The 26413-nt window shown below is 67.8% G+C and carries 29 protein-coding genes and 3 pseudogenes; 9 read left to right on the top strand and 23 right to left on the bottom strand.

Translation table 11 applies throughout. The annotated features are described in order from the left end of the window. Nucleotides 1-70 precede the first annotated feature (70 nt). Complete coding sequence (locus tag OG735_RS38470; protein ID WP_327327774.1) at nucleotides 71-1549, bottom strand: glutamate--cysteine ligase; 1479 nt, start codon at nucleotides 1547-1549, stop codon at nucleotides 71-73. A 242-nt stretch (nucleotides 1550-1791) separates the two neighbouring features. Between OG735_RS38470 and OG735_RS38465 the strand changes: the two genes are divergently transcribed. Next, nucleotides 1792-2736, top strand: a complete 945-nt coding sequence (locus OG735_RS38465) for a DUF5996 family protein (protein ID WP_327327773.1) — start codon at nucleotides 1792-1794, stop codon at nucleotides 2734-2736. Between the two features lie 66 nt (nucleotides 2737-2802). Here OG735_RS38465 and OG735_RS38460 read toward each other — a convergent pair whose 3' ends face one another. Together OG735_RS38460 and OG735_RS38455 are read right to left on the bottom strand one after the other, a co-directional pair. After that, entirely contained in the window at nucleotides 2803-3162 is a 360-nt protein-coding gene (locus OG735_RS38460; RefSeq protein WP_327327772.1) for a UBP-type zinc finger domain-containing protein, read from the bottom strand. Between the two features lie 244 nt (nucleotides 3163-3406). Further along, nucleotides 3407-4747: a DUF1996 domain-containing protein gene (locus OG735_RS38455; RefSeq protein ID WP_327327771.1), complete on the bottom strand. Its 1341-nt coding sequence runs from the start codon at nucleotides 4745-4747 to the stop codon at nucleotides 3407-3409. Nucleotides 4748-5035: 288 nt separating this feature from the next. On the opposite strand from OG735_RS38455, the gene OG735_RS38450 reads away from it, so the two are divergent. Then, nucleotides 5036-5368, top strand: a complete 333-nt coding sequence (locus OG735_RS38450; RefSeq protein ID WP_327327770.1) for an MmyB family transcriptional regulator — start codon at nucleotides 5036-5038, stop codon at nucleotides 5366-5368. A gap of 77 nt (nucleotides 5369-5445) precedes the next feature. Here OG735_RS38450 and OG735_RS38445 read toward each other — a convergent pair whose 3' ends face one another. Next, nucleotides 5446-5952 carry a GNAT family N-acetyltransferase gene (locus OG735_RS38445; RefSeq protein WP_327327769.1) on the bottom strand — a complete coding sequence of 169 codons (507 nt, stop codon included), beginning with the start codon at nucleotides 5950-5952 and terminating at the stop codon, nucleotides 5446-5448. 89 nt (nucleotides 5953-6041) lie between these two features. On the opposite strand from OG735_RS38445, the pseudogene OG735_RS38440 reads away from it, so the two are divergent. Further along, nucleotides 6042-6140 (top strand): annotated as a pseudogene (locus OG735_RS38440) (IS481 family transposase); the annotation flags it as partial. Between the two features lie 248 nt (nucleotides 6141-6388). On the opposite strand, the gene OG735_RS38435 reads toward OG735_RS38440, so the two are convergent. Further along, on the bottom strand, nucleotides 6389-6754 hold the full coding sequence (locus OG735_RS38435) for a MerR family transcriptional regulator (RefSeq protein ID WP_327327768.1): 366 nt from the start codon (nucleotides 6752-6754) through the stop codon (nucleotides 6389-6391). A 91-nt stretch (nucleotides 6755-6845) separates the two neighbouring features. On the opposite strand from OG735_RS38435, the gene OG735_RS38430 reads away from it, so the two are divergent. Then, nucleotides 6846-7337 carry a hypothetical protein gene (locus OG735_RS38430; protein ID WP_327327767.1) on the top strand — a complete coding sequence of 164 codons (492 nt, stop codon included), beginning with the start codon at nucleotides 6846-6848 and terminating at the stop codon, nucleotides 7335-7337. Nucleotides 7338-7440: 103 nt separating this feature from the next. Here OG735_RS38430 and OG735_RS38425 read toward each other — a convergent pair. Further along, nucleotides 7441-7641 (bottom strand): annotated as a pseudogene (locus OG735_RS38425) (hypothetical protein); the annotation flags it as partial. A 363-nt stretch (nucleotides 7642-8004) separates the two neighbouring features. Then, on the bottom strand, nucleotides 8005-8928 hold the full coding sequence (locus tag OG735_RS38420; protein WP_327327766.1) for a glutamate ABC transporter substrate-binding protein: 924 nt from the start codon (nucleotides 8926-8928) through the stop codon (nucleotides 8005-8007). A 522-nt stretch (nucleotides 8929-9450) separates the two neighbouring features. Here OG735_RS38420 and OG735_RS38410 point away from each other — a divergent pair. After that, a pseudogene (locus OG735_RS38410) lies at nucleotides 9451-10674 on the top strand (4-hydroxybenzoate 3-monooxygenase). Between the two features lie 55 nt (nucleotides 10675-10729). Here the strand turns inward: OG735_RS38410 and OG735_RS38405 are convergent. Next, nucleotides 10730-12574 (bottom strand): transketolase, encoded by a 1845-nt coding sequence (locus OG735_RS38405; protein WP_327327765.1) that lies wholly within the window; start codon nucleotides 12572-12574, stop codon nucleotides 10730-10732. A gap of 474 nt (nucleotides 12575-13048) precedes the next feature. Between OG735_RS38405 and OG735_RS38400 the strand changes: the two genes are divergently transcribed. After that, a complete protein-coding gene (locus OG735_RS38400; protein ID WP_327327764.1) occupies nucleotides 13049-13867 on the top strand; it encodes a VOC family protein in 819 nt (272 codons plus the stop codon). Nucleotides 13868-14009: 142 nt separating this feature from the next. Here the strand turns inward: OG735_RS38400 and OG735_RS38395 are convergent, their stop codons facing one another. From OG735_RS38395 to OG735_RS38330, 14 genes are all read right to left on the bottom strand, one after another. Further along, nucleotides 14010-14387: a DUF2795 domain-containing protein gene (locus OG735_RS38395; protein WP_327327763.1), complete on the bottom strand. Its 378-nt coding sequence runs from the start codon at nucleotides 14385-14387 to the stop codon at nucleotides 14010-14012. A 249-nt stretch (nucleotides 14388-14636) separates the two neighbouring features. Beyond that, nucleotides 14637-15872: an FUSC family protein gene (locus OG735_RS38390; RefSeq protein ID WP_442812560.1), complete on the bottom strand. Its 1236-nt coding sequence runs from the start codon at nucleotides 15870-15872 to the stop codon at nucleotides 14637-14639. A gap of 64 nt (nucleotides 15873-15936) precedes the next feature. Then, a complete protein-coding gene (locus OG735_RS38385) occupies nucleotides 15937-16185 on the bottom strand; it encodes a DUF5133 domain-containing protein (protein WP_327327762.1) in 249 nt (82 codons plus the stop codon). Between the two features lie 152 nt (nucleotides 16186-16337). Continuing rightward, nucleotides 16338-17003: an HAD family hydrolase gene (locus OG735_RS38380; protein WP_327327761.1), complete on the bottom strand. Its 666-nt coding sequence runs from the start codon at nucleotides 17001-17003 to the stop codon at nucleotides 16338-16340. A 215-nt stretch (nucleotides 17004-17218) separates the two neighbouring features. Continuing rightward, a complete protein-coding gene (locus OG735_RS38375) occupies nucleotides 17219-17497 on the bottom strand; it encodes a gas vesicle protein K (RefSeq protein ID WP_327327760.1) in 279 nt (92 codons plus the stop codon). Next, nucleotides 17494-17691, bottom strand: a complete 198-nt coding sequence (locus tag OG735_RS38370; RefSeq protein ID WP_327327759.1) for a gas vesicle protein — start codon at nucleotides 17689-17691, stop codon at nucleotides 17494-17496. Before OG735_RS38370 ends, OG735_RS38375 begins: the two co-directional genes overlap by 4 nt. Further along, entirely contained in the window at nucleotides 17688-18452 is a 765-nt protein-coding gene (locus OG735_RS38365; protein ID WP_327327758.1) for a GvpL/GvpF family gas vesicle protein, read from the bottom strand. The genes OG735_RS38370 and OG735_RS38365 overlap by 4 nt, the downstream gene beginning before the upstream one ends. After that, nucleotides 18449-18787, bottom strand: coding sequence for a gas vesicle protein (locus tag OG735_RS38360; RefSeq protein ID WP_327327757.1), 339 nt, complete (start codon nucleotides 18785-18787; stop codon nucleotides 18449-18451). The genes OG735_RS38365 and OG735_RS38360 overlap by 4 nt, the downstream gene beginning before the upstream one ends. Then, the gene (locus OG735_RS38355) at nucleotides 18784-19812 is read right to left on the bottom strand and encodes an SRPBCC family protein (protein ID WP_327327756.1); all 1029 of its coding nucleotides are present in this window, start codon (nucleotides 19810-19812) and stop codon (nucleotides 18784-18786) included. Before OG735_RS38355 ends, OG735_RS38360 begins: the two co-directional genes overlap by 4 nt. Continuing rightward, complete coding sequence (locus OG735_RS38350) at nucleotides 19805-20392, bottom strand: DNA primase (protein ID WP_327327755.1); 588 nt, start codon at nucleotides 20390-20392, stop codon at nucleotides 19805-19807. The genes OG735_RS38355 and OG735_RS38350 overlap by 8 nt, the downstream gene beginning before the upstream one ends. Continuing rightward, a complete protein-coding gene (locus OG735_RS38345; RefSeq protein ID WP_327327754.1) occupies nucleotides 20389-20634 on the bottom strand; it encodes a gas vesicle protein GvpG in 246 nt (81 codons plus the stop codon). The genes OG735_RS38350 and OG735_RS38345 overlap by 4 nt, the downstream gene beginning before the upstream one ends. A gap of 3 nt (nucleotides 20635-20637) precedes the next feature. Next, nucleotides 20638-21354, bottom strand: coding sequence for a GvpL/GvpF family gas vesicle protein (locus OG735_RS38340; protein ID WP_327327753.1), 717 nt, complete (start codon nucleotides 21352-21354; stop codon nucleotides 20638-20640). Beyond that, on the bottom strand, nucleotides 21351-21779 hold the full coding sequence (locus OG735_RS38335; protein WP_327327752.1) for a gas vesicle structural protein GvpA: 429 nt from the start codon (nucleotides 21777-21779) through the stop codon (nucleotides 21351-21353). The genes OG735_RS38340 and OG735_RS38335 overlap by 4 nt, the downstream gene beginning before the upstream one ends. Before the next feature lie 50 nt (nucleotides 21780-21829). Beyond that, nucleotides 21830-22138 (bottom strand): gas vesicle protein GvpO, encoded by a 309-nt coding sequence (locus tag OG735_RS38330; protein WP_327327751.1) that lies wholly within the window; start codon nucleotides 22136-22138, stop codon nucleotides 21830-21832. Nucleotides 22139-22288: 150 nt separating this feature from the next. Here OG735_RS38330 and OG735_RS38325 point away from each other — a divergent pair, with 150 nt between their 5' ends. The 3 genes from OG735_RS38325 (at nucleotide 22289) to OG735_RS38315 (ending at nucleotide 24848) form a co-directional block, all read left to right on the top strand. Further along, nucleotides 22289-22495 carry a hypothetical protein gene (locus OG735_RS38325; protein WP_327327750.1) on the top strand — a complete coding sequence of 69 codons (207 nt, stop codon included), beginning with the start codon at nucleotides 22289-22291 and terminating at the stop codon, nucleotides 22493-22495. Nucleotides 22496-22544: 49 nt separating this feature from the next. Continuing rightward, nucleotides 22545-23570, top strand: a complete 1026-nt coding sequence (locus OG735_RS38320) for a PHP domain-containing protein (RefSeq protein ID WP_327327749.1) — start codon at nucleotides 22545-22547, stop codon at nucleotides 23568-23570. A 465-nt stretch (nucleotides 23571-24035) separates the two neighbouring features. Beyond that, entirely contained in the window at nucleotides 24036-24848 is an 813-nt protein-coding gene (locus tag OG735_RS38315) for a VOC family protein (protein WP_327327748.1), read from the top strand. A gap of 142 nt (nucleotides 24849-24990) precedes the next feature. Here OG735_RS38315 and OG735_RS38310 read toward each other — a convergent pair whose 3' ends face one another. After that, on the bottom strand, nucleotides 24991-26412 hold the full coding sequence (locus OG735_RS38310) for a cytochrome P450 (protein WP_327327747.1): 1422 nt from the start codon (nucleotides 26410-26412) through the stop codon (nucleotides 24991-24993). Nucleotide 26413 lies beyond the last annotated feature (1 nt).

The raw sequence follows: 26413 nt of genomic DNA, 5'->3' as shown, positions 1-26413 counted from the left end.
TGTCCATGAGCGTGCCGGTGTCGGGCACGGGTGCCTGTGCGGTGCAGCCGGCCCGCGACGCCTCAGCGGATCACTCGACCGGCCAGGTATGTGCAGGTGCGTTGAGGTGCATGTAGTCGATGTACTGCTGTGTCATCCGCCGCAACGCTTCATGGCGCCCCACGTGGGTGGAGTCGTCGATGTGGTGGAACATCTCCTGCTGCCACACCGCGCCGTTGCGGCCGGTGACGCACCGCTGTTCGATGATCCCCAGCAGCGGTTCCCGCCACGCCGCGTCCATGCCCCAGCGCTCCAGCCCCTGGTGCGCCAGCGGAAGAAGACGCCGCAGCACCAGTTCGGACACCGGCACCTCGCCCATCCCGGGCCAGTACAGACGCGCGTCCATCCCCCGCCGCGCCGCGGCGTGCAAGTTGTCCTCGGCTGCCGAGAACGACATCCGCGACCAGACCGGCCGTTCCTCGTCGACCAGGCCGCGCGTCAGCCCGTAGTAGAAGGCGCCATTCGCGAGGACATCGGCAACCGTGGGACCGGCGGGGAGCACCCTGTTCTCCACCCGCAAATGCGGTCTGTCGTGGGCGACGGCGTAGACCGGGCGGTTCCAGCGGTAGATCGTGCCGTTCTGCAGAGTGAGCTCGGCCAGTTCAGGCGTGTCTCCGCCGTCCAGTGTCTCCTTCGGATCCTCGTCGTCGCACAAGGGCAGCAGGGCGGGGAAGTAGCGCAGGTTCTCTTCGAAAAGATCGAAGACGCTGTTGATCCACCGCTCTCCGAACCACACCCGGGGTCTCACCCCCTGCACCTTGATCTCTTCCGACCGGGTGTCGGTGGCCTGCTCGAAGAGCGGGATACGCGTCTCGTGCCAGAGCTCCTTGCCGAAGAGGAACGGCGAGTTCGCAGCCAGGGCTACCTGCACCCCCGCGATCGCCTGCGCCGCGTTCCAGTAGTCCGCGAAATCGTCCGGCGAGACCTGTAGATGGAACTGGGTACTCGTGCATGCCGCCTCGGGCGTGATGGTGTCCGCGTACGTCCGCAACCGGTCCACCCCGTCCACCTCGATCCGCAGATCCTCACCCCGAGCCGCGAACACCTGCTCATTCAGCAGCCGGTACCGCGGGTCCTCCGACAGTCCCGCCTCACTCACATCCGACTGCCGAAGCGTCGGCAGGATTCCCACCATGATCAGATGCGCGCCGACGTCCGCAGCCCGCTCCTCTGCGTGGTTGAGGGCGTCCCGGATCTCCTTCTCCCACGCATCGGGACCACCGGCCGTCAGGGTCCGCGGCGGGATGTTGATCTCCAGATTGAACCGGCCCAGTTCAGTCGCCCAGGCCGCATCCGCGATCGCCTCCAGCACCTCGGTGTTACGCATGGCCGGCTCGCCGCTCGCGTCCACCAGATTCAGCTCGATCTCCAGACCCACCTGCGGCCGCTCGAACTCGAATCGTGCCTCACGCAGCATCTGCGCGAACGCGTCGAGGCACTCCTGCATCTTGATCCGGTAACGGCGGCGGTCCTCACGGGTGAACACCATCGCCGGAACATCTCGACCCATCGGCCCTCCCGAGTCCCCTCGGCAGACACCCCCGCTCCGCTCCAAGCGTCCCACTCCCCCGCCGCCCGGACCAGCCAAGACGGGCGCGTAGGCCACCCGTATGCCCCGTGACGTGCACCGTGACCGCACGTAGGGCTGCGGAGACCAGCAGTCCCCCTACGCGACGAGGTGCCGTACGTGTCGAGCCATGGTCATCATGGAATTGCCCAGCCGCAGGAGCGCGGGGCAGGAAGGGGAACGCGATGGAGCTGTTCCCGCCAATGCCGCTCGCGGAGTGGCAGGAAACCAAAGAAACGCTGCACCGATTCGCGCAAGTCGTCGGCAAGATCCGTCTCGCCTCGAGCGCTCGGCGCAACCACTGGTGGAACGTTCCGTTCCACCTCACCGGACGCGGCGTCACCACACGTCCGATGCGAGAGGTCGACGGTCATTCGGTTTTCACAATCGACTTCGACTTCGTCGACCATCAACTGGTCCTCGCGACCTTGGACGGCAGAGCAACGTCCGTCCCGCTCCTGGGCCAGTCGGTGGCGTCCTTCCACCACAGCACCCTTGAGGCTATGGCCGCGCTGGGCGTCCGGGTGAGCATCAGCATTCCCCGGCCGTTCGACCTGCCCGATACCGATCGGCCGTTCGCCGAGGACACTGAGCATGCGGCCTACGATCCCGTGCTCGCCAACCGCTACTGGCAGGTACTCAGCCAGGTGGCATTGGTGCTGGAGGAATTCGCAGCCGGCTTTTCGGGAAAGGTCAGCCCCGTACACCATTTCTGGCACACCTTCGATATCGCCCACAGCCGGTTCTCCGGAGGGCACATGGACCAGCCGCCGCAGGTCGATCCCGTAACACGGGAGGCATACTCCCGGGAGCTGATCAGCTTCGGATTCTGGTTCGGTGACGATGCATTCGCCGCGCCCGCCTTCTACTCCTACACCGCCCCCGAGCCTGCGGAACTGACCGCGGAGCCGCTCACGCCCGCTACGGCACACTGGGTTGCTCGCAACACCGGTCACCTGGCCGTGCTGCCGTACGACTCGGCCCGCGCCGAGAGCGATCCTCGCGCCGTTGTGCTCGCCTTCTACGAAAGCGCCTACCAGGCCGGAGCCCGACGCGCCGGCTGGGACATCGCCGGCTTCGCCGCACCGGGCGGTATTACGGACCCTCAACTGCCGGTCCCACGTCCGTGAAGGCCAGGGCGTGACCGCTCGGGGGTCCTCGAAGCACGGCAGTGTCCGGCCCCCTCAACAGCAACGTCAGCGCAGGTGTTGCTGCCAGTCCGCGGGGACCTTGCCCTGCGGGCCCGGGGTCGGCTGGGAGGCCGGGTGCGAGGTGGGCGGGAGCAGCTGCGGGCCCTCGTAGTACTGATCGGTCTCAGTGTTCCAGAACCAGTTCTCTCCCGGCTCGAAGCTGGTCAGGAAGGGGTGCCCCGCCTGGTGTGCATGCTTCGTACCGTGTTGCGAGGGGGATGAATCGCAGCATCCAATGTGCCCGCAGGCGGCGCAGCGCCGCAGGTGGAACCACCACCCCGGTCCGTCGCCTGCCTGGCAGTCCGCGCAGCCGTCGCCGCTCGGAGCCGCTGTTGGATCGATGCCTGGAATCTGGTCGTGTGCCATGTGACATGCCTCTCTGGTGAGGCTGAGCAGGCGTCCTTGGGGACCTGTTCCGCGTGCTGAGGTCAGCAACCTGCCTTCTTGCATCGTAACCGGCCAGGCAGCAGTGAGCGCTTCCATCGCCGCTGCCACGCACGACGCCCTGCCATTCAACGGTCCCGCACAGGTTCTCAGGGGCGCTGTGCCGGACTCCCGCACCATGGTGGACCCGGCACGGTGTGACATCCGCCGTGCCGGGTCCCGGGCGTCAGCCGCACCTACGGCCGCTGTTGATGCAGCCCACTGCCTTCCTCATCAGCGATGCGGACATCACGTTGATGAAGTCACCGTGGTCCGTCACCGGCTTGTGCAACTGCTCGGGGAAGCTGTCGACGGCGAACAACGAGCCGGGCGCAATCTTGTACGTGATCCGCTGGACCAGCTGGGGAATGGCCCGGAATCCCTGGGGGCAGGCGCCGTTGGCGCCGGCGAAGGCCACATGCGTGCGGTGATTCGCGCTGTCGGTGTTACTGCCGTCCCAGCAGCTCTGGAATTTGAACGTACGCACCACGTTGCTGCCCCGCGGGCACAGCGGGTACTTGTCCTTCAGCTGCCGGTTCTCGAAGCCGGTGCAGCTCCAGGAGGCGTTGGCGTTGGTTGTTCCGTTGGTGAACGCCTTGGCATCGCCGGTGATGATGCGCAGGAACGTGGGCATCGCGGTGACCTTGCTGACAGGGCTGCCGCGGAAGGTGAGTTGCACCGAAGCCGGCTGGAGAATGCGTCCGACGTTGCCGTCCTTGCCTCCACCGGGGAGGTTGGCATCGCCCTCGTTCTTCCCGTTGCGCAGTCGCAGGACCGGCCAGTAGTGGGTGGAGCGGTCACCGTTGGTGCACGTCGTGCCGGCGGCGGCGAGGTCGTCATTGGTGGCGAAGGCGTCGGTCTCAAGATTCCCGACATAGTCGTGCATGTGATGGGCGCCGTTGCTCACACCCGGAGCGACGATGACGTTGTCGGGGTTGAAGTGCTTGTTCTCGTTGCGCCCGCAGCGCGACTGGAACGTACCGCGGGAGGCGTTCGACTGCAGACGGGGATTGGCGGCATTGGGTCGTACCTTGCGAATGTCCACGAAGTCCGACCTTTGGGGACCGGTCTGCGCCGGGCTGCCGACGGCCGGAGCGGAGGCACCCGCAGCAGGGGGGTTCGCAGCTGCAGCGACGGACGGCGACGCGGAGGCGGAAGCGGGGGCCACCTCGTCCCGCTTGACCGTGCAGGACGCCAGCGAGTCCAGTTGCTCCGGCCGGTTCGACACCCGGTCGATCTCGGCGGCGATACGGTCCAGTGTGAGGCGGCGCTGGGACGACAGCGGGTCCAGCACTCGCGTGCGCACCCACTTCTGGTCAGCCTTCCCGCCGGCCGCGGCGAGCTGCCCATAGGCATCCGCGACCTGACTGTCCAGCTGCGCCAGCTCGTTGTCCACGGTGGGCCGCGCCTGCTGCGGCACCTGCGACAAACGGACCGCGACGTCCGGACAATTGATGGTCATCGCAGCCGCCGCGGCCCACTGTGGGCGCGCGGATCCCCGCGCGGCCTCAGCGTTGTTGTCGGTCATCAGGAGAGCTCCGCCCCCCACCGCCATTGCTGCCACCGCGGCGACCGTCATGCCGATCCATCTGGACCGCTTGTGTCTCTGCCCGTACCTCACAGGCTCGCCCCTCTTTGGTTGCCATGTCACACCGGGGACTTCATGCCCCTCGGCCGAGTCGGACCGTGCCGTGCCCTCACCCGCTCGGGCGCAAGACACAGCACAGCGCAGTGAGATACGGAAACCAGGGCTGTTCTACTCAGTACGAGAAAAAGAAGTCACCGCCCGCGGCCCTCGCGGATTGACGGGCTGCGCATGGATGCCGGCCACACGCCCGGCGACCGTCGCCAGGGCCGACCTGGTCGGCGAACTCACCTGCCAGGACGACGGCTTCCGCCGCTCGTGGGGCAAGTCACGGCGCCCGTTCCGCGAGCGCTGGACGCAAGCGTTTCCGGTCACCCGCGCGTCGGACCCCTCGAACTGGACTGGCAGGCCATGGCTCTCAATGCCGCACCCGACCAGACTCTGGTCACCTACACCGCACCCCGTGGCACCCCGTCTCACGACGCGCTCCGCTTCCTCGCCGGATGGACCGACAGTCCCCGGGCATCGGCCACTGACGAGCCCGAGCACGCGCAAGGCCTGTGACCGCCCGCTGGGGATCCGGAACGGCCGCCGCACGTGGAACTGCGGTACCGCACCGGCCCTCGAAGACCTTGACTCGGTTACGGGGCGGCACCTTCACGGACTTCACTCAGGTTCCGTGCGTAGGAAAGTCCTGCGCGTCCGCCCAGCAGGACCTCTCCAGTGGGTTCGAATCCTGTGCGGTCCAGCACGGCTCGCGAACCGGCGTTGTCGAGTGTCGTCGAGGCCCGCAGCGTGGTCAGACCGTACTTCGCGGCGGCAAGGGCGCATATCTGACGGACGGCGGTCGTAGCCAGGCCTTGACGGGCGGCCTTCTCGGCGATCCGGTACCCGAGCTCGGCAGAACCGCCCTCCACATCGATCAGGTTGACCCGCCCCAGCACCTCGCCACCGCTGCCCACCAGTACGTGGAAGAAGTGCAGCCCAGCGGCCTGCTCGGCGAGCAAGTCGCTGTGCCGTGCGTCGAAATGGGTGAAGTAGTCGTCGCCACGGTCCGGAATCGAGGCGGAGAAGTAGGCCCGATTCTCCTGCTCGAACGCGAGCAGGGCCGGGGCGTGGTCGAGGCGAAGAAGTTGAAGATCGGCCATAGGAGAACATTACGCATCCCCGCACCTGGGGATGGATCTGCCCCGCTCGGTGTCCCGAGTGGCGACAACCGGCAGCGTCACGGGCGTAGGTCATTCGGTACGAGCACGAGCGCCCCGGCGACATGGCCCATGTCGACATCAAGAAGCTCGGATGCATCCCCGCGGGCGGCGGCTGGCGGATACAAGGAGTGGGCACCGAGGCCGTACGGGCCTCCCAGCGCACTGGTCCCGTCGGCGTCGTTCCCGGTCAACTCCAGCGCCTGGCGGTAGGCGATCGCCCTTTGTCCTCGGTCGCCTCACCCTGCGTGGACGGCTAAGCGACGTGCAGCGGCCGGTTCCGTCAACGTACCGGCCGCCACTGACACGGGACCTGTTCAGTTATGACCGGGTCAGAGGTCAGTTACCGGTCAGGGCCGCGACGCTCTCAACCTCGTAGTCAGCCGGGTTGGCCGGCCGCCCGCAATGGGCATCCAGTGCCGACGCGCGTGGCGAGTTCGGCCCGCAGGGTCGTGAGTTCGGCCATGCGTGCGTCGATGACCTGGATCTTCTCCTCGAACAGCGCGGACAACGCTTCCGCGGCGTCCGGCGCCTCGCTCAGTTCCTCGCCGTGCCGCGCGATCTCCGCCAGAGAGAATCCGAGCGTCTGCGCAGTCCGGACATACTCCAGCCAGGCCACTGCCTCGGGCGGGAAGTCACGGTAACCGTTGGCCAGCCGCCGGCCTGTGACGAGGCCGACCTTCTCGTAGAACCGGATGGTGTCCCTGGTCATGCCCGCCTGCGCGGCCAACTCTCCGATACGCATGACCCTCCGTCGGATGATGGACTTGACCTTGGAGCGTACTCCACTGTTTACCGTGAGGCGTCGCTGTCGTGAGACCACCAGGAGCCTCATTGTGATCCGCCACTTCGCCCCCGCACGCCCCACCTATCTTCGCGTCGTACGCGCGAGCGCCTGGTACGACCTCGTCGTCACGGCGGGATTCGCGACGCCGTGGACGTATGCGCTGGTGCACGACGCGCTGTCATCGTTGGGCAACACACTGGGGCTGGGTGTCCTGCCCGAACTCGACCCGATGCAGACCCTGTACGCGAATCTGATGGGTTCGGTCGTGGTCGTCTGGGCCGTCCTGCGTATCGTCAGGCCGCTGCCGGTGCACGGACTGCTCGACGGCATCGCGCGCACGCTGTTCGCGGCATGGCAGGCGTACGCGCTCGCCCACGGCGCCCCGCAGCTGCTGTGGCTGTTCTTCAGCGTGGAGGTGGCGTTCGGCCTCGTCCAGCTTGTGCCGTGGTGGCGGAACCGGCACACGAACCTGTTGGACCACAAAGCCGGCCCGACCGATGGGCACCCGCTCAGCACTGCGAATCAGCGAGGCCCGGCTTGAGCCACAGGCATCGGCGGCCCTCACACGTGCTCCTGCTCGATGACTGCGCCGATGGACTACCGGTGAACCGGCTCGTCACTGGGACCCGACCAGGAGACCCATGTCATTCGATCACGCTGTCAGGCAGGGGGAAATCGGTTGCGGCGAGCCGCGGGCAGGCCGATGCCCGGTGGTACTGGCCCCATTGCGAGCCGAGGTCGACGATCTGGTCGATCCAGGCGTCGTCCAGAGCTTGGTCGTCGTTCGCGGCCCAGGCCTCGACGATGAGGTCCCAGTGCCGGACATTGAGGGTGCGGTACTCCACCTGCACGGAACTCGAGCTCAATCTCGTCGGGACGAGCCCGGGCGAGGAGCTCGGGAACCCGTGCGGGCGTGAACAGTTCGCCCGTCCCGTCTTGTCGAGCAGCGAGGAGACTCTCTCCTTCGCCGTCAGCGGTCCCCACCGGTAGTGGGTCGTATCGCAGACCAATCGCGTGGTACCTCCCGAAGTCGTCGCCATTGACGATGAGCACCCGGACACCGGGGGAAACCCATCAGTTCACGAACCGAGGGTGCGGCGGCTGCGGGCTCGAACGCTCCCGGGAATTACGCGCCCGATCATGATCTCCACGCCGCCGACCGTTGCCGTGCCGTGCCGTCGAGGTGCCGATGGGCACCGTCGGCGGCGTCAGTAGCGCTCGACCGTCGACGCCCCACCGTATTCGGAGCCGGACAGACCAAGCGTCGCGTCGTAGGCGTTCTTGTGATCGCCATTGCTGTCGTGCGCCTCGATGGCGTCCGAAACCGCTTCGCGCAGCGCCTTGTCATCCTTGTTCATGCCGACGCCGTAGGGCTCCTCGGTGAACGGGCTGCCGACGACCCTCAGCTTGTCCGGACGCTGGGCGGCGTAGCCCATGAGGATGGCGTCGTCCGTGGTGACGGCATCGACCTCTTTGCCGATCAGTTTCTCGACGCACTCGTTGTACTTGGACGTCTCGACGGTCTTGGTGTTGTAGTCGGGCTTCTTGATCTCCCGGAGCGCGGTAGAGCCCTTGACCGAGCAGACCGTCTTGCCCTGCAGAGAAAACGGCCCACTGATCGTCCTGTCGTCCTTGCGGACCAGAAGGTCGGCGCCCGCCGTGTAGTACGGGCCGGCGAATCCCACTCGCTTCTTGCGCTCGTCGTTGATCGTGTACGTGCCGATGTACAGGTCGACCTCGCCGTTGGAGATGGCGGCTTCACGGTTCTTGGTGTCGACCGTTTTGAACTCGATCATTTCAGGGGAGAATCCGAGGTCGGCGGCGACCATCTTCGCGATCTCGATGTCGAAGCCGGACCGCTTGCCGTTCGCGTCCTGGAAGCCGAGATACGGCTGGTCGTTCTTGGCACCGATGACGAGCTTGCCGGCCCTCTGGGCCTTCCGCAGGATCGGGGAGTCGATCTTGACGTCCTTGGCGACCTCGTACGTGGGCAGCCTCGGCTTGTCCCAGCCGCCCGAGCTGGCGCTGGGCTTGTCAGCGGCATCGCCGGACTGGCCATCACAGGCGGTTGCAGTGAGGGCGACCGCAAGCACAGCGATCGCCGCGGCTGTGGCGGACGTGCAGGGCTTCATGGTGAAACATCCTTATATCAACAGGTTCGGCAGATTCGGCGGTTGGAGACAGGGGCGTCGCCGCACGGAGTCACGCGTCAGGGGTGCAGGATCTTCGCAGGAGGTCCATGCTCGGTCGCTGCGCGGGCTGTCGCGGAACTCGTGCGGTGAGGCCGCTTCGACGATCTTCCCGTCGGCAACGAACACGACCCGTTTCGCGGCGGATCATGCGAAGCCCGTCTCGTACCGAAGGCCAGGCCGAAGACAGCGCGCAGCCGGGCCCGCTGCTCACTCTCCGGGGCAGCGGATTCCCGCCGATCCAAACCAGGCCGACCCGCAGCAAGGACGGCGCCCCCGGCCACCGAAGTGCCCGTCATTCGGCTCTTTGCTCCGTCCTCGTCGTTGGGCAGGACAATAGGGACAGGGCTGTCTCGCCGTCACTAGATCTGAGCAAAACTTGAGCATCACGGTCCGGCTACGTATAGCTCCCGTTCGTGCGCGGTGAGCGGACCCTTGTTGACGGATCACCGTCATATTGCTCGGATGACTGCCGCCTCCTCCCCTTCCTCTTCTGCGTCGGTACAGCGCGCCCGCGTCGTCATCGTGGGCGCAGGACCCGCCGGTCTCACAGTCGCCAACATCCTGCGAGCCGCCTCCGTCGACTGCGTACTGCTGGAAACGGAGAGCAGAGAGTTCATCGAACAGCGGCCCCGCGCGGGCTTCATCGAGGAGTAGGCGGTACGCGCCCTTGAACAGCGCGGGCTGGCCAACCGGCTGCTGGAACACGCACAGACCTACAGCGAGTGCGAATTCCGTTTCGCGGGTGAGCGCCACCGGTTCCGGTACGGCAAGCTGTCCGGGCACCATCATTTCGTCTACCCACAACCACTGTTGGTGACAGATCTGGTGCGCGAGTACGCGGACGACGGGGGCGGCGACGCCCGCTTCGGCGTACGCGATGTGGAACTGCACGCCATCGACACAGATCTGCCGTCGGTGTCCTATACGGACCCGGAGACGGGCGAGCGCCGGCGCATCGACTGCGATGTCATCGCGGGCTGCGACGGCGCACGCGGCGTGACGCGCGCCTGCTTGCCGCCGGAACACACCACCGTCGCCCGGCATGACCACGGTGTCGGCTGGCTGGCTCTCCTCGCGGAGGCGCCGCCGTCCTCCGACTGTGTCGTCTTCGGCATCCATCCGCGCGGCTTCGCCGCCCATATGGCTCGCAGCCCCCAGGTCACCCGCTACTACCTCGAGTGCCCGCCCGGCGACGACCCGGAGAACTGGCCGCACGAGCGGGTGTGGTCCGAGCTCCGCGACCGGCTGTCGGCGGATGGGGCCCGGCCTCTCGCCGAGGGCCGGCTGATCGAGAAGCGGGTGCTGGACATGCACAACTACGTCGTGGAGCCGATGGCATACGGACGGCTGTATCTGGCCGGCGACTCGGCCCACCTCGCGGCACCGATCGCCGCGAAAGGCATGAACCTCGCGCTGCACGATGCGCTGCTGCTCGGCGACGCGCTCGTCGCGTACTGCGGCAAGGGCGACGACAGCGGTCTGAGCGACTACTCGGCGGCCTGTCTGCGGCGCGTGTGGCAGTACCAGGAGTTCTCGCAGTGGCTCTCCGACCTGCTGCACGGAGCCTCGTCCGGCGACCCCTTCCGGGCGGGCTCCGCGGCTGCCCGGCTGCGACGGATCCTCGGCTCGCCCGCCGCCGCGGCCGCTTTCGCCGAGTTGTACATCGGCAAGGACATCGATTACTGACCTGGACCGGCGGCTGGGCCGGCTGCCTCTCGTACTCGAAGTCGCCACAGCTGACTCAGCGCACCACAGCTTCCTCCACCAGCAGCCGTACGACGGCCGCGATCGACTCCGCGTCGATTCCGGACGCGTGCAATTGCTCCTCCGGCTCAGCCGATGCGGGCATGTTCTGGACGGCGAGCCGTACCAGTCGCGGTACCGGGCGGCCGTCCGAGAAGACTCCCGCCACCGCGTCGCCGAGGCCGCCCTCGGGGCGATGGTCCTCCACCGTCAGCAGACAGCCGGTCTCGTCGGCCGCCTTCTGGAGCGTCTCCGCATCGACGGGCTTGACGGAGTAGAGATCGACGACGCGCACGCCGATGTTCTCCCGGTCCAGCAGCTCGGCTGCCGCGAGCGCCTCATGGACCGTCACTCCGGCGGCGACGACGGTGACACGGTCCCGCTCCCCCGAGCGGAGCACCTTGGAACCGCCCACCGGGAACTCCTCGTCCGAACCGTAGACGACCGGCATCTCGCCCCTGCTGGTGCGCAGATAGCTCACATTCGGCAGGTCGGCCATGGCCTCGACGAGCCGGGCCGTCTGGTTGCCGTCACACGGGTAGAGCACCGTGCTGCCGTGCACGGCACGGAACATCGCCAGGTCCTCAAGACCCATCTGGGACGGCCCGTCCTGGCCGATCGCGACCCCCGCGTGCGAGCCGACGAGATTGATCGAGGCGCGGCTGACGGCTGCCATTCGTACGAAGTCATGGGCGCGGGTCAGAAACGCCGCAAACGAGGAGGCGTACGGGACGTATCCCCGTGCCTGCATCCCCACAGCCGCCGCGACGAGCTGCTGCTCTGCGATGTAGCACTCGAAGAAGCGGCTCGGGTGTGCCTTCGCGAAGTATTCGGTACGCGTCGAGTCGCTGACCTCGCCGTCGAGCGCGACGATGTCTCCGCGCACCGAGCCGAGCGCGGCGAGCGCCTGTCCGTACGCCGTGCGGGTGGCGACCGAGTCGCCGATGTCGAAGCGCGGCATCGGAAGGTGCACGCCGCGGGCGCCGTGCAGCACCCGTCCGGCGGGTGGGGACTGGACTTCCACCCGGACGAAGCGCGGCCCGCCGAGTTCCTCGATGGCCGCGTCCGCGTCCGGCAGCGGCTTGCCGTGCATGCCCTCCCGGTCCTCGACGGTGGAGACGCCGCGTCCCTTGTGGGTCCGGGCGATGACCGCGGTGGGCCGCCGGAAGGTGGAGCGGGCTTCCGTCAGCGCCGCGTCGACGGCGGCGACATCATGCCCGTCGATCTCGATGGTGTGCCAGCCGAAGGCTTCCAGCCGCCGCGCGTAGGCGTCGAGGTCCCACTCGTGGCGGGTGGGCCCGCGCTGGCCGAGCCGGTTCACATCGATGAGCAGGGTCAGATTGTCGAGACGCTCGTACGCCGCGTGCTCGACGGCCTCCCACACGGACCCCTCGGCCATCTCGCTGTCGCCCGACAGCACCCACACCCGGTAGGGGATCTGGTCGAGTTTCTTGCCCGCCAGCGCCATGCCGACGCCGATCGGCAGACCCTGCCCGAGGGACCCGGTGGCCACGTCCACCCAGGGCAGCCGGGGCGTCGGATGCCCTTCGAGGCGGCTGTCGAGACGCCGGAAGGTGAGGAGCTCCTCGTCGTCGACGACGCCCGCCGCCCGGTAGAGGGCGTACAGGAGCGGCGATGCATGCCCCTTGGAGAAGATCAGCCGGTCGTTGCCGGGGTGCTCCGGCCGGTCGAAGTCGTAGCGCAGATGGTTGGCCAGCAGGACGCCGACCAGGTCCGCGGCGGACATGGAGGACGTCGGATGCCCGGAGCCGGCCGCGTCCGCGGCGCGGACGGCGTCCACGCGCAACTGCTGGCCCAGTTCCGTCAGTAGTTCGGTTCGCATGTCACTCCTCCTTGACGGTGGGATCCGGGATCCGGGACCCGGGCGAATCCGTACCGGGACCGCCATGCGCGGGGCCCGTCATGCGTTGGCAGGGAAAAGGAGGGCTACGGGCGGGGACCGCCGTCCCCGCCAGGAGCCGATGATTCCTCCCCATTTATCCCATGGCCGCTCGGTCGATTCGTCGAGTCCCCTGCCCGGACACAGCCAAACCTGTCGTTCCACGTCGAGGCATGGGACAGGCGACTTCGGGTACCGCTGGGGCAGCGTGCATCTCGCTGCCGCAGAGATCGACGATGCCGCCCGCGCGCGTCGTGACCTGCAGGCTCGTGAGGCATCCGGCGCGCAGGAGGCGGAGCGAGCGCGCCCTCGCGGCTCGCGAGTACCTCGCCTCCGGGGCACGATGAGGAACGAACCCGATTTCCCCTTTACTCCCCGTGACGCGCTGAGAACCATTCAACCGGGACACCGAGTGTGATGGACAAGGAAACGAGAGCGGCCAAGTCCGCAGCAGCTGCAACCTCGAGCGCCGCCGCTTTCGGCGCGCCCTGCTGGGTCAGTCTCATGGCCCGTGACCTGGAGGCTGCCCAAGATTTCTACGGAGCGGTCCTGGGGTGGCGCTTTCGCAAGGGCAGACTGGGCGACCAGTTCAGCGTCGCCTTCCACCAGAGCACACCGGTCGCCGGCATCGGGGCCCTGGCACCTCAGCTGCAGATCGCCGTCGCGTGGACTCCGTACTTCGCCGTCACCGACACGGACGAGGCAGCAGCACGTATCCGGGAGCGCAGCGGCACGGTCGCGGTCGGTCCGCTCACCTTCTCGCTGGGGCGCGGGGCCCTGGCCTCCGACCGGGACGGCGCCGTTTTCGGCATCTGGGACGGCGAGCTCATCCCCGACTGGCACAGTTGGCGCAAGCGCACGCCCACCTGGCTGAGGCTGCGGACCCGGAACGCATTCGAGGCCGCCATCTTCTACGGTGAGGTGCTCGAGTGGGCGTGCGAGCGCCCTGGCTGCTGCGAGGTCAGCTACGAGGAGGACGAGGTCGTCCTGCACAGCGACGGGCACGTTCTCGCGCGCCTCAGCTCGGGGGCGGAAGAAGCCGTGCCGGATCCCATGATCCAGCCCCGCTGGCACATCCACTTCCCGGTCAAGGACGTGGACGCCACCGCCGATGCTGCCGTCAAGAACGGCGGCTTTGTGCTGGTACGGCGATCCACACCGCATGGCCCTGAGACGACGCTGTGCGATGCCGACGGCGCCCTTTTCACGGTCACCAGCCGTCAGTTCCTGGAGTGACGTTCCCCGACTGATCTGCGCCACGTGCGCGTGGTCGCCGAAGCGCCACGTCTTTGCACGGGCGGCCCCACTCAGGGGCCGCCCGCACACACTCACCGGTCGGCGTCCGGCCGGGAAGCGCCGCCTTGCGCCCCGACAGCAGCTACGACCGGTGCGACACGGCGTTCACGATTTCCCGCGCGCTGCCGTACGCCCCGTCCGCCGGCAGGCCGTTCACCAGATCGATCAGTCGGTCCGGGGCGTGGCGCTCGCTCAGAATGTGCACCAGGTCCCGGCGCTTCGCCGGGAAAGCCGCGCGGCCCAGGTGACGGGCCAGCTCAACCCTCAAGTGTTCATCGGCTCCCAGCGAGCCCACCGCAGGCACCGGGCCCGACGCGATGTCCGGGTCGTCATCGGCGCCCGGCTCCGGGTCGTGCCACTCCTCTACCCGAGTGGGGTGTCCTGAACGGAGCAGTCCCTGCAATTCGTGCTTCATCTCGTCGTCCTTGCGGACGCTGAGGCGGTCGCTGCCTCGCTGCATGTCTCCTCCTCGCTCATGGGGACTGTGCACGTACCCGATCCGTCCTCCCTGACACAGGCAATACAGGAGCGGAATGCACAGTTCCAGCATGCGGCTCCGGTGCAGCCCGTTTCCATGCGGTTCAGCCGGGCACGTGCGCTTCCCCGAACACTGGACGCCGCACAGCAGGCGGAGGCGTGGATGAATCCGGTGCGCGTACCGGCCGGCCCGCGACGCCCACGACCCGCTCGTTCGAGGTAATGGCCCCGGTCAAGGGGCCGAGCTGCGCCTCGACCGCTTGTCGCGCACCCATCGGCGTACGGCGGCGAGCTGAGGGTGCCGTTCGCGCTGTTCGCGTGCGCTGCGGTCCAGCTCTTCCATCAGGCGCTTGGAGCGTTGGGCGATGTCCAGCTCTGCCAGGATCCGGTCGATCTCCGTCAGCAGCGCGCCAAGAAGCTGCCAGTGGCGCGGGTGCCGCTGAACGCCCTCAAGCAGCAGCTCCGCCGCCCTATCGCGGGCCGCGGTGGCCGCGGCGAGCTCGCCGGCCAGCCGGGACTCCGCCGCATCGGCGCTCTCGCTCACCTGCGTGGTCACCAGTACGGCGAAGCTGACGAGGGCGTCGGCGACGTGGGCCAGCAGTTCCTCGAGGGCGACCCCCTCCTCCGGCGGGAACAGATCTTCCTCACCGCGCGCCTTGGCGAGGTCGGTCATCGTGCGGGCAAGTACCCGCAGAACCACCGCACAGATCTCCAGGGTGTCGAGCCCGGTGCGCAGCACCACTCGGCGCAGCAGTCCTTCCTTCACCCGCGGATTCAACCGAAGGCTGTCCTCCGCCTGGCGCAGCGCCGCGTCGACGTCGGCAATGTCGTGGTCGAGGCGGCGTGCTTCATGGAGCCGGGCGGCGGCTCGCTCCACGGTGGTGTGGCTGCTCAGTTCCTCCCCGATGCGCAGAAGCAGCCGGCGCATCCGCCGGGCCAGGTCCTGGATGGAATCACCGGCCGGCCCCACCCAGACGGGAGGCACGAGCAGAACGTTGAACAGGAGGCCCACCCCCGCGCCGATCAGTGTCTCCAGCACACGGTCCCATGCGGTGTACGCAACCCGGCTCACGCCGAGCACGAGCATCGCGCTGATCGCGACCTCCGGGACGAACTCACCGACCCGCACCAGGCGCCCCACCACCAGGGAAGCCAGGATGATCAGTCCCAGGCTCCACCACGACAGGCCGACGAGTGCGCTGAAGCCGCTGGCGATCAGAACACCGGCGATCACGGAGTTCACTCGGCGGATGCCGGTGGTGAGAGTGGAGTAGAGAGTCACCTGGACTACGAGGAGCGCGGTGAGGGGAGCGGTGAGAGGGGCGGGTTCGCTGGTCAGCCACAGGGCAGCGACGTAGGCGAGAGTCGCGGCCGCCGTCGAACGCAGCGTCTGGACGACGGTGGCTTCCCTGCCCCGGCTGACGAACTCGGCAATCGGCTCTCTTACCGGATTAAGAAGATCAGGCACCCCTTGGTCCTTCCCGCGCTCGAGCGGGACAGACGTAGTCCAGCTGTCTGGCCCGCCGCCGCGGTCAGTGTTTCCCCGGCGCCGCGCGTTTCTCGGCGGGCCCGTGCTTCGGCCGGCCTCGCGCGACGTAGCGTTCCGCAGCGAGCACGGCTTCTCTGGCCGTGCGCTCTCCCATCAGTACACACAGGGTGTAGGCGGTGTCTTCGAAGCGCATGCGCGCTTCACCGTCGTGGGGGGCAGCCAGATAGCGGTGCTCATGTGCCCGGTAGCGGGCCATCAGTCCGGCGATGACAGCGAGGTCAGGCATCAACATCAGTGCCCTCCTTGAGTGAAAGCACCAGCGGGGTGCGCACCCAGCGGTCAGTCCGGGCCAGTGTTACCCGGGGCAGCGACAACCGCCATTCGCGTGACTACCCTCAGTGAAAACCCTAGGTCAGAGCCGGAGCTGGACCCGCTCAGGTTTCGCTACTGGAGCTGCGCGAAGGGGCTGCCTTCGAGCTGCTCCAGGAGAGCAGCAGGACCCTCGTAGACCGCTGACGCGCCGGCTTCCTCGAGCTCGGCGCGGGAGATGCCTCCGCAGAGAAGACCCAGGCACGTCACATGTGCCTGGGTCGCGGCCTCCATGTCCCACCGTGAGTCGCCGACGAACACCGCGCGCCCGGCGGGCGCCCCGGCCAGTTTCAGGGCATGCTCAACCGGATCGGGAGCCGGCTTTCCCCTCTCCACGTCGTCGGCACTGGCCGTCGCGCTGATGGCGTCGTCGGCGTCGATGGCCCGTCGCAGCGCGGTGAGTTCCGCGCCCCCGGCGGAGGTGACCAGGACGACCGTCCAGCCACGGTCGGCCAGGGCCCGCAGCAGGTCCCCTGCCTTCTCCTGCGGCGGCAGCCGGTCGGAATACGTCCCGTACAGCGCCTTGTGCGCCTTGCTGATGACGTCGTCCCGGCCGGTGTCCCGGCCCTCCCCGAGCAGATGCGCGATCAGGTCACCGCTGGGCAGTCCGAGCGCCCGATGAATGTCGTGCATCGCCACCCGGTGCCCGGCCTGCCGGAAGGCTTCCCACCACGCCGTCACATGGAGGTGATTGGTGTCGGCAAGTGTGCCGTCGACGTCGAAGAGAGCCGCACGTTGCATAGGGCAGGTTCCTTCTACCGGTATCCGGTCGTGCCGCACGTCCGGACGGGTGAACGTGGAGTTCAGTCCGCGACGAGGGCCCGGACGCTGCAGTCCGCGACAAGCGCTCGGACGCTCTCGACGCGGCAATGCCTGATCTCAAATCTCTATCAGGCATTGACAACTGTCGCCGTCCGAAAGGCACGGCCATGCTCCGGACCCCGCCCCCATCACCATCACCTGGGGAGCAGCGGCCCCAGCGGCCCCAGGTCGATATTGAGGTCCTCGGGCTCGAGTCCGAACTTCTCCCTCAGGACGTCCATCCGGTCCTCCAACAGCATCAGAGTGAGCCCGATCCGCTCCTCCTGGTCCTCCGTCAGGTCCCCCACGTCCACGCGGCGCAGTGCCTGCCGCTCCATGAGCTGGCGCAGCAACTCCACCACCGTCAGAACCAGCTTCGCCAGATCGCGTTCGACAGTGTCGGGGTCCAGGTCGACCCTGCGCCTGCCGCTCATCCGGGCTCCTCCCAAGGGGATGCGACCCGGGCGTTCACCGAGCTGACCAGTGCCTTGAGGTCGATGCGTACGAGATCGACGTCGGCGATCCGCAGTGTGACGTCCCCTGCGATCACGACACCGCCCGCGAGCAGTCTGTCGAGCAGGTCGACCAGCGCGATTTCGCGATGGGCCAGCGGCGCCGGAGCAGTCATCGCTCCCCCACCTCGCCCGTGAAGGAGTACGGGGCCCACGGCCCGGTCAGCTCAACCCGTATGCCCGGCTCGTGCGGTCGCAGCTCGTCCAGGCTCTCGACGAAGACCGCGCTCTCCTCGCGCGGAACGAGATAGGCCGCGTTGAGGACATTGTGGCCGGCTGCCCCGGAGAGCTGTGCCCGCTGCGGGCGGTGCAGCCTCTCCGCCTCCGCATGACGGGACAGCTTCTCGTGCAGTCGCCGCGACACCGTGTCGGCGCGCTCCCAGATTCCTTCGTCGGCACGGCGCTCCTGAAGGCGCCTGCGCAGGTAGTCACGGCCGGTCGATGCGGGGGCGGGGGCGGGGGACGCTGCTGCGGGTTCCGGCGTTTCCGCGTACACCTTGACGCCCCATTCGACGCGCCCGTCGAGCCTCTCCAAGGTGCGGACGAACCGGTCGTGGCCCGAGTCGAGAAGTCGTCGCACGCCGTCTTCGTCCCGGCATACGGTGGCGAGCCGCAACGGCAGCGGACAGCTCAGCGACGTGAGCGCCGCGATCACGGCCTGGTGGGCGTGGGCGGTCTCGGTCAGCCAGTCGAGTTCCTCGAGATGGGCGCGGAGCGGGATCTCGTTGAAGTCGTCGGCGGACACCGCGGATACGACGGCGACCAGGTCGCCGTGGTGCAGAACGTACGGCCGTGTGTCCGCGACCCCCCGGAGATCTGCGGCCAATGGCCCGTCGAATGGGTGGGTCACGGCGTACACATAGCACAGCTCATTCATGCCGACTCCTTGCGCTCCTCACTGGTTCGATGAGCCGATTCCAGTTCCGCGATGCGGCGCTGCAATCGCTCGTTCTCCTCGGCCAGTTCGCGGCGGCGGGCACCGGAGGAGAGCGCCGGGTCGTCCTCCCACCAGTCGATCCCCATTTCCTTGGCCTTGTCGACGGAGGCGACGATCAGGCGGAGTTTGATCGTCAGCAGTTCAATGTCCAGAAGGCTGATGCGGATGTCGCCCGCGATGACGATTCCCTTGTCGAGCACGCGCTCCAGAATGTCGGCGAGATTCGCGCCGCCGGAACCGCCGTAGGGGTCTGGGAGCCTGTTTGCGGTGGTCATCGGCGCCCGCGGTTTCCGGTCCCGGCGTACTCGGCCTCGTCCTCCACCTCGGCCTCGTCCTCATCCAGGCCCTGGTCCTCGTACTCGTTCTCGTCCTCGTCGTCGTCGGCCTCGTATTCGTACTCGTCTTCCGGTTCTTCCTCCGCGTCGTCGTCCTCGTACACGATCTGCTCGTCCCGCTCGTCCCGCTCGTCCTGCTCATCCGCTGCGGCGTCATCGTCGCGGCGCACCACTTCGCCGTCCCGGATCTCGCCGCGCCACCCGTCCTCTGCCTCACCGCGCATCGAAATATGGCGGGCAAAGTTCTTGAGATCGAGCCGGGCGCGCCGGCCCTGGGCGCGCCAGAGGTTGCCTGTCCTCTCGAACAGCCCCTTGGGGTAGTACTCCAGGACAAGCAGCACCCGGGTCAGGTTCTCGCCCAGTGGATGGAAGGTGACGACACCGTTCACACGTCCCTTGGCTCCTTGCGACGTCCACTGGATGCGGGTGTCCGGTATCTGCTCGGTGACGTGGGCCTGCCAGCTACGGCTCGACCAGAAGATCTTCAACTGCCAGTCCGATGTGGCGTCGTCGGCGATGCTGACGCTCTTGACGCCCTTGGTGAACGTGGAGAAGTCCTGGAAGAGTGACCACTGGTCGTAGGCCTCGCGCACCGGGACTCCGACATCGACGGACTCCATGATGACGACGGGCTTACTCCCTCCCCTGGCCTTCTTGCGCTTTCCGCCGAAGCCCTTGAGGGTCTGGGTGATATTTCCCTTGATCCGCGAGGCCCCCAGTTCGACTGCACTGCGGAGCGGGCCCTTGCCCTGGGCGGCCTTGCGGCCGCCTTCCACAGCCAGCTTGGCGAGGCCGGGGCTGCGGCCCTCCGCGATGTCGTTGAGCTTGACCGTGGTACGGCCGAGGGTTCGGCCGACCGAAGTCATCTTCTGCTGGGCCTGCACGGCCAGATAACTCAGCAGCTCCTCTTTCAGTTTCTGGGCAGCGGGGTTGTCCGCGCTCAGCAGGCTCGGTTTCTCAGCCATGGCTCCGGCCTCCCCTCGAGGTGGCCTTCTTGGCAGCCGCCTTCTTCGTGGTGCGCCGGCCGGTCCCGGTCGCCTTCTTGGTCGGGCTCCTGCGCGTGGGCGTCGCTTTCTGCGCCGTCTTCTGCGCCGCCTTCTGCGCTGTCTTCTTCGTCCGCCTTCCCGACGTGGCTCGTTCCTGCGGCTCCTTCTTCTCGTCCTCCTCCAGGTCCTCATCGCCCTCGGCCCCGTCCTCACCGAGCACGTCGGAGGCAGCGCCGTCGATTCGGTCCTGCACATTCAACGTCCGCTCGTGCAAGCGGTCGGCGATCCCTTCGAGCTGCCGGTTGACCAGCGCCCCGGTGGCCGCCCTGCCCACCCCGCGCAGGTCCTCGCGGAGTTGGTCGCCCATCTCCTTGAACTGCGGGTTGTTCTGCAGCTGTTGACTGACGAGGTCGCCGAGCGCCCTCGGGTTCAACTGCAGCCGCTTGCCGGCCACCATCGTGCCGATGGCGAACGCCAGCTTCGCCTTTCTCGTGCGCCCGAGCACATACCCGGCGCCCACGGCGAGTCCCATCACCAGCCGGTTGTTCAGCTTGTTCATTGCTTCTGCTCCCTGTTCTGCATGATCTGCAGCCGCTCCAGGAGTTCGTCCTCTCGGCGGTCGAACTCGGCCTCGTCGATATCGCCCGCATCAAGTTGCTCCGCGAGACGGGCAAGTTCGGCCTGGATGGCCGACGGGTCGTAGTACTGCCGTTCCGCCTCGTCCACCACCTGTTGCAGCACCCAGACGGTGCCGCGCACGGGTGCGACGGGCAGCAGCAACAGCTCTCCGAGCAGTCCCATCTCTCACTCCACGAAGCTGTACGGAGGGAGGGGTCCGGTCACGGTCAGTGCCAGGTGCGGCTGTTGCCGACGCAGCTCGTCGACGGCATTCAGGAAGTCGGCACCGCGCTCGCGGATCACGAGGAAGGAGAGATTCATCAGCCATCCGGTGCTCTGCGGCCCGGCGCTCACCTCCTCGGCCGATCCTTCGAGCGTCGCCCGCACCAGATCGGCGTCCCGGGTCTCGCGCAGCTGCACGGCGGCCGCAATGCGCTCGCCGAGCTGCATCTTCTGCTCGTGCGAAGCGCCCTGGGCGGTCCGGCCTGCCTCGGCCATGGCCCGTAGCCCGGGATCGTCGGCGAGCACCCGGTGCAGGACAGCCTCTTCGTCGTGCGTCGCCTTCACGTTGTACTCGGTCTTGCCGTCGAGTGCGCTCAGCCGGTCGAGATAGTGTTCCTCACGTTCCGCGAGCACGGCTGTCAGTGTCTCGTCGTCCGGCGAGATTCCACCGAAGCGCAGGGGCAGTACGGTGCCCTCCTCGCCCGCTTCGCGCAGCACGTTCTGGTGCGCCAACAAGTCCCGCCGCTTGGGCTTCAGGTCTTCGGGCGCATCGCTGACCAGAGCCACGAGCCTGCCCTGCCTCAGGACGCGTACACGCCGCGGCGGGTCGCCCACTCCGTTCGCCATTTCCGGGAGGCTCGGGTGCGAACTCCTTGCGATGCCGTAGACATACGTACTCACTCCGTCTCCTCCTTCTTGGTGCGGGACGTCGTGCGCCTGGTGCGCGGCCTGGATTCGGCCTTCTCCTTCTCGTCGTCACGGCCCTGTCGGAACGAGTCCGAGATCTTCTCCGCGGCACCTTCCAGCACGCCCTTGGACTTACCGCGCGCTCCGGACTCCGTGATCTCGCCGACCAGATCGGGCAGACCCGGGTCCTTGCGCGGCCCGGCCTCGAGGTCGAGCCGGTTGCACGCCTCCGCGAAACGCAGATACGTGTCGACGCTGGCGACCACGATCCGGACATCGATCTTCAGGATCTCGATTCCTACGAGAGAGACCCGTACGAAAGCGTCAATGACGAGCCCACGGTCGAGTACGAGTTCCAGGACGTCGTAGAGGCCACTGCTGCCTCCACCCCTGCTCTGCTGTGCCGGCACAACAGTCATCGATACCAGTCCTCCTTTGTCGGTTTTCGGTCGACTGCGCGGCGGACCTGCTATTTGGGGTCGGCCCTGCCGCGCTCGTAGCGGCGAACGCGTCGGTAGCCGGTCAGCTCGCCCTGAGCGTCGAGGGTCACCTCGTACGTCGCGAGGAGGCTTGTCGTCGTGGGGACGCGGGCCAGTTCGAGCACCTCGACCTCCAGCGACCAGCCGTCCTCCGTCTGGACGAACGACGAGACCGATTCGGCCTCCATGCCGGTGAGCTCCGTCAACTGGCCACGCGCCTGCCGCAGCAGCTCCATCGGGCCCGGCCTGTCCGCCGCACTCTCGTTCTTCTTCGGTGTGTTCTCTGATGAATTCGCCATGGCTCCTCCTTTCTGCGAGTAACACGAACGCGCGATTTCAAACACCAACTTGCGAGGACAGGCGCCGAGTTGGTCATCCCGGACATGTGCGGAGGTTTGCTGAGACGGGAGGGGGAACCCGGAGAGGAGTTCCCAGGAAAGGACAGGGCCATGGAGCTCATCGCCGTGCTCGTTCCGATAGCGATGCTGGGCGTCGTCCTCGCGCTCGGCCGCTATGAAGAACTGCTGCTGTCGCCTCACGAGGAGGCGAACGCCGAGTACGCGACCGGCCGCCACATGCAGCCGCTCGGCGTGCCCTCGCTTCCGGAAGGCGCGACAGTGGAAGGAGCAGCCGGCGGCCGACCGGGACGCGGGTAGTGCCCCGCGCCCGGCTCCGCGATCGCCGTCGCGGTGCGAAGGAGCTGAGATGCACCCTGTGGAGGCGCTGGAACGGATCGCGTTTCTGCTGGAGCGCTCCCTCGCGGAGACCTACCGGGTCCGCGCCTTTCGCACCGCCTCCGCCGTGCTGGCTCAGATGACCGACGCGGAAATCCGCCGACGCGCGAAGGAGGGGTCACTCGAAGCCGTCAAGGGCATCGGCCCGAAGACAGCGGGTGTCGTACGGGAGGCGCTGGCCGGAGACGTACCGCTCTACCTTCAACGACTGGAGGACGAGGCGTCCAAGCCGCTTGTCGAGGGCGGGACCAAGCTGTGTTCCCTGCTGCGCGGCGACTGCCATCTGCATTCGGACTGGTCGGACGGCGGCAGCCCCATCGAGGCGATGGGGCGGGCGGCGATCGCCCTGGGCCACGAGTGGGCCACCCTCACCGATCACTCTCCCCGGCTGACCGTCGCGAGTGGGCTGTCGGCCGAGCGGCTGCGTGAGCAGTTGGAGGTAGTGGCGGAGCTCAACAGTCAGTGGTCCCCCTTCCGGCTGCTGACCGGCATCGAGTGCGACATCTTGTCGGACGGCTCGCTCGACCAGGAGCCGGAGCTGCTGGATCAGCTGGATCTCGTGGTCGTCTCGGTCCACTCCGAGCTGCGTATGGAGTCGGCGGCCATGACACGGCGCCTGGTCAAGGCTGTTCAGAACCCCTTGGCCGATGTGTTGGGCCACTGCACGGGCCGACTGGTCGCCGGCAAAAAACGGCCCGAGTCGCAGTTCGACGCGGACGAGGTCTTCGCGGCCTGCGCGGCCCACGGCACGGCCGTGGAGATCAATAGCAGGCCCGAGCGACGGGATCCCCCCAAACGCCTGCTGCGCCAAGCGGTGGCTGCCGGAACCTGCTTCGCCATCGACACGGACGCACATGCCCCGGGGCAGCTCGACTGGCAGATCATCGGCTGCGCCCGGGCCGAGGAGTGCGAGGTGCCCGCGGAACGAGTGATCAACACCTGGAGGGCGGCGGACCTGCTCGACTGGACCGAATCCCGCGTGCGCCCGGCCTCCTGACCGGAAGCCGTTCGACTACCTGCTTCGACTACTTGCGGGCCGGTGCTCGACGCGGGCATACGGATCGGATCCCAGCCCTCGACACCGGTAGCGCTGTGGGGAGTTCCGGCGGGTTCGGACTCCGGTGAGCCGCGCCGGCGAAGACGGTCTCGGCCGACGACGGGCTCACCGAGCTCGGCGCCGGTCGAGCGCCGGACCTCATCACCGTCACCCCGACGACAATGACGGTCGTGCCGTTCAGTCGATGCGGGAACACTCTCCGTCGCGGCTGTCCGCGGTCGAAGGCAGGACCGCGGTCGGCGTCGTTTCGCTGGGCGGCCTGACGATCGGGCGCGGGCCCGCCCGCCCGGAGAGACATCCGCGGCTCCGCTCGCAATAAGTGACCGCGCGGATGCTGCGCGTGAGTGAACGAGAGGGAGTTATTCTGCCCGTGATGCCCCTATTTCGACCGGGACGCTGAGTGCGATGGACAAGCAACCGACACGGGCCGCGTTCAACAGGACGTCGAGCCACGATGTCTACGGCGCGCCCTGCTGGATCACTCTGCTGGCGCGCGACCTGTCACAAGCGCAGGCCTTCTACGGCGCGGTACTCGGATGGCAATTCCGGCGCGCCAAACTCGGGGACCAGTTCAGTATCGCCATGCTCGAGGGCATGCCGGTTGCCGGCCTCGGCACACCCGACCCCGCTCTGCGGGCACCGGCCGGCTGGACGCCGTATTTCGCGGTCGCCGACGCGGACGAGACCGCGGCGCGGATACTGGAGCGCTGCGCCACGGTCGCAGTGGGCCCCCTGACCTTTCCCGTCGGCCGTGGCGCGCTGGCCGCGGACCGGGACGGAGCCGTCTTCGGCATCTGGGAAGGACAGCTCGTCTCGGACTGGCTGAGCTGGCGCAAGAACGCGCCGGCCTGGCTGCGTCTGCGGACACGGGACGCGTTCGATGCCGCGATCTTCTACGGGCAGGTCCTCGACTGGGCATGCGAACGGCCCGGCTGCTGCGAGGTCGAGTACGAGAAGGAAGAAGTCGTACTGCGCCACGACGGGCACATCGTGGCCCGCCTGAGCTCCGGCGCGGTCGAAACCGCGCCGGACCCCATGATCCGGCCGCGCTGGCACGTCCACTTCCCCGTCGCCGATGTGACCGCCACTGTCGAGGCGGTACACCGCAACGGAGGCATGGTTCTCGGACAGCGCGACACTCCCGATGGCCAGGCAGCGACCGTGTGCGACACCGAAGGCGCCGCCTTCACGGTCACCAGCCGCACATTCCCCGACTGAGCCACCACCGTGCCCACCGCGCCGAGTCCTGGCGGCGGCCATCGCGGCGAGTAAGGGCTGCGCGGGCATGGCCAAAGTGATGTGCCGGGCGCAGCCCGAGGTGCCTTCGTTGCCCGGTTGGTGACGCTCCCGCAGTTCGGTGTCAGGGATTCGTGCGCCCCGCACCTGCCCCGAAACGTCGCGGCTGGGGCAGCATGCAGAGGGGACCGGTGCCCAGGGCCGCTTCCGGCTTCGGCCGGATCGTCGTCCCGGGCACGGGCCGGAGCTGCCAGCGCGTGCTGATGGCGGCGAGGGCGAGGGTCGCCTCGGCCAGGCCGAAGGCGTCACCGATGCATTTGCGGCTGCCGGCGCCGAAAGGCACCATCGCGCCATGCGGCACTGATGCTGCCCGTTCAGGAAGCCAGCGATCGGGGTCGAAGCGACCGGGATCGGGGAAGAGATCGGGATTGCGGCCGAGGACGTAGGGGCTGTACAGGACGATCGCGCCCGGCTTCAGCTGCTCCCCAGCGAGTTCGGTCCGGACGGTGGCTGTCCGGCTGAGCAGCCAGGCCGGCGGGTAGAGACGAAGGGTTTCGGTGACGGCGCGTCGGGCGTAGTCCAGGGCGGGCAGGTCGGCGAAGGCCGGCAGTCGTCCAGCGAGGATGCGGTCGGCTTCGTCGTGCAACTGCTTCTCGACCTCGGGGTGTCGGCTCAGCAGGTGGAGGGCCCATGCCAGGACGCTCGCGGTGGTCTCGGTGCCGGCGATCAGCAGGGTCATGACCTGGTCGCGGATGTCTTCATCGGTGAAGCCCTCACCGCTCTCCTCATCCCGGGCGCCGACCAGGATCGACAGCAGGTCTCCGTTTTCCGCCCCCGAGCGCCGGCAGCCCTGGATCGTCTCGTCGATGACCGCACGCAGCCTCCTGCGTGCCTCCTCGAAGCGCCTGTTCTCCGGGGTGGGAAGTCTCTCCAGGAGACCGACCGGCGAGGTCATCCGCCGGTAGATGCCCCGGAGGATGACGGGGAGACAATGCTGTACGTCGGCAACGGCACGACCTCCGATCGTGGTGGAGAACAATGTTCGCGTGGTGACCCGGACCGTCAGCGCATGCAGCGCGGCGCCGAGGTCGATGTCACGGCCTTCCTCCCATGAGTCGAGCATGGACTCGATCTCTTCGCACATCACTGCGGCGTACGACGCCGTGCGGCTGGAGTGAAAGGCAGGCTGCACCAGCCGGCGCTGCAACCGGTGCTCCGCCCAGGCCGAGGTGAACAGGCCGTTTCCCACGAGGGGTCGGACCTTGTCGAAGAGCGGGCCGCCCTTGTCGTAGGTGCGCGGGTCCAGCAGCACCTGCCGTACGAGCTCGGGGTGGCAGGCCAGGTAGGCGCGCTGGGGGCCAAGACGGATCTCGACCAGGTCACCGTGCGCGGGCAGGGCAGCCAAGAACTCCAGCGGACGGCGCCGCAGAGGGATCGCATGGCCGAGAACGGGGAGTCGGCCGGGAGCGTTGCCTTTCGTCGGCGGCACAGCCATGCCGGTTGTCGACAGGCGTGTGCTCGGCCGTATGCGTGCAGTCCCTGCCACT

It is taken from the genome of Streptomyces sp. NBC_01210 (assembly GCF_036010325.1).
Taxonomy (GTDB): Bacteria; Actinomycetota; Actinomycetes; order Streptomycetales; family Streptomycetaceae; genus Streptomyces.
The sequence above is the reverse complement of the archived record's forward strand: the minus strand, read 5'-3'. Positions and strand labels throughout refer to the sequence as shown.

Bases quoted from the DNA above. Each gene is read 5' to 3' on its own strand.
- OG735_RS38320 (WP_327327749.1), top strand. From the start codon at position 22,545: ATGCACCCTGTGGAGGCGCTGGAACGGATCGCGTTTCTGCTGGAGCGC.
- OG735_RS38435 (WP_327327768.1), bottom strand. From the start codon at position 6,754: ATGCGTATCGGAGAGTTGGCCGCGCAGGCGGGCATGACCAGGGACACC.
- OG735_RS38345 (WP_327327754.1), bottom strand. From the start codon at position 20,634: ATGGGACTGCTCGGAGAGCTGTTGCTGCTGCCCGTCGCACCCGTGCGC.
- OG735_RS38400 (WP_327327764.1), top strand. From the start codon at position 13,049: ATGGACAAGGAAACGAGAGCGGCCAAGTCCGCAGCAGCTGCAACCTCG.
- OG735_RS38460 (WP_327327772.1), bottom strand. From the start codon at position 3,162: ATGGCACACGACCAGATTCCAGGCATCGATCCAACAGCGGCTCCGAGC.
- OG735_RS38375 (WP_327327760.1), bottom strand. From the start codon at position 17,497: ATGAGCGGCAGGCGCAGGGTCGACCTGGACCCCGACACTGTCGAACGC.
- OG735_RS38385 (WP_327327762.1), bottom strand. From the start codon at position 16,185: ATGTTGATGCCTGACCTCGCTGTCATCGCCGGACTGATGGCCCGCTAC.
- OG735_RS38405 (WP_327327765.1), bottom strand. From the start codon at position 12,574: ATGCGAACCGAACTACTGACGGAACTGGGCCAGCAGTTGCGCGTGGAC.
- OG735_RS38470 (WP_327327774.1), bottom strand. From the start codon at position 1,549: ATGGGTCGAGATGTTCCGGCGATGGTGTTCACCCGTGAGGACCGCCGC.
- OG735_RS38315 (WP_327327748.1), top strand. From the start codon at position 24,036: ATGGACAAGCAACCGACACGGGCCGCGTTCAACAGGACGTCGAGCCAC.
- OG735_RS38360 (WP_327327757.1), bottom strand. From the start codon at position 18,787: ATGACCACCGCAAACAGGCTCCCAGACCCCTACGGCGGTTCCGGCGGC.
- OG735_RS38395 (WP_327327763.1), bottom strand. From the start codon at position 14,387: ATGCAGCGAGGCAGCGACCGCCTCAGCGTCCGCAAGGACGACGAGATG.
- OG735_RS38350 (WP_327327755.1), bottom strand. From the start codon at position 20,392: ATGAACAAGCTGAACAACCGGCTGGTGATGGGACTCGCCGTGGGCGCC.
- OG735_RS38335 (WP_327327752.1), bottom strand. From the start codon at position 21,779: ATGACTGTTGTGCCGGCACAGCAGAGCAGGGGTGGAGGCAGCAGTGGC.
- OG735_RS38330 (WP_327327751.1), bottom strand. From the start codon at position 22,138: ATGGCGAATTCATCAGAGAACACACCGAAGAAGAACGAGAGTGCGGCG.
- OG735_RS38450 (WP_327327770.1), top strand. From the start codon at position 5,036: ATGGATGCCGGCCACACGCCCGGCGACCGTCGCCAGGGCCGACCTGGT.
- OG735_RS38420 (WP_327327766.1), bottom strand. From the start codon at position 8,928: ATGAAGCCCTGCACGTCCGCCACAGCCGCGGCGATCGCTGTGCTTGCG.
- OG735_RS38365 (WP_327327758.1), bottom strand. From the start codon at position 18,452: ATGAATGAGCTGTGCTATGTGTACGCCGTGACCCACCCATTCGACGGG.
- OG735_RS38380 (WP_327327761.1), bottom strand. From the start codon at position 17,003: ATGCAACGTGCGGCTCTCTTCGACGTCGACGGCACACTTGCCGACACC.
- OG735_RS38455 (WP_327327771.1), bottom strand. From the start codon at position 4,747: ATGACCGACAACAACGCTGAGGCCGCGCGGGGATCCGCGCGCCCACAG.
- OG735_RS38325 (WP_327327750.1), top strand. From the start codon at position 22,289: ATGGAGCTCATCGCCGTGCTCGTTCCGATAGCGATGCTGGGCGTCGTC.
- OG735_RS38355 (WP_327327756.1), bottom strand. From the start codon at position 19,812: ATGGCTGAGAAACCGAGCCTGCTGAGCGCGGACAACCCCGCTGCCCAG.
- OG735_RS38445 (WP_327327769.1), bottom strand. From the start codon at position 5,952: ATGGCCGATCTTCAACTTCTTCGCCTCGACCACGCCCCGGCCCTGCTC.
- OG735_RS38465 (WP_327327773.1), top strand. From the start codon at position 1,792: ATGGAGCTGTTCCCGCCAATGCCGCTCGCGGAGTGGCAGGAAACCAAA.
- OG735_RS38370 (WP_327327759.1), bottom strand. From the start codon at position 17,691: ATGACTGCTCCGGCGCCGCTGGCCCATCGCGAAATCGCGCTGGTCGAC.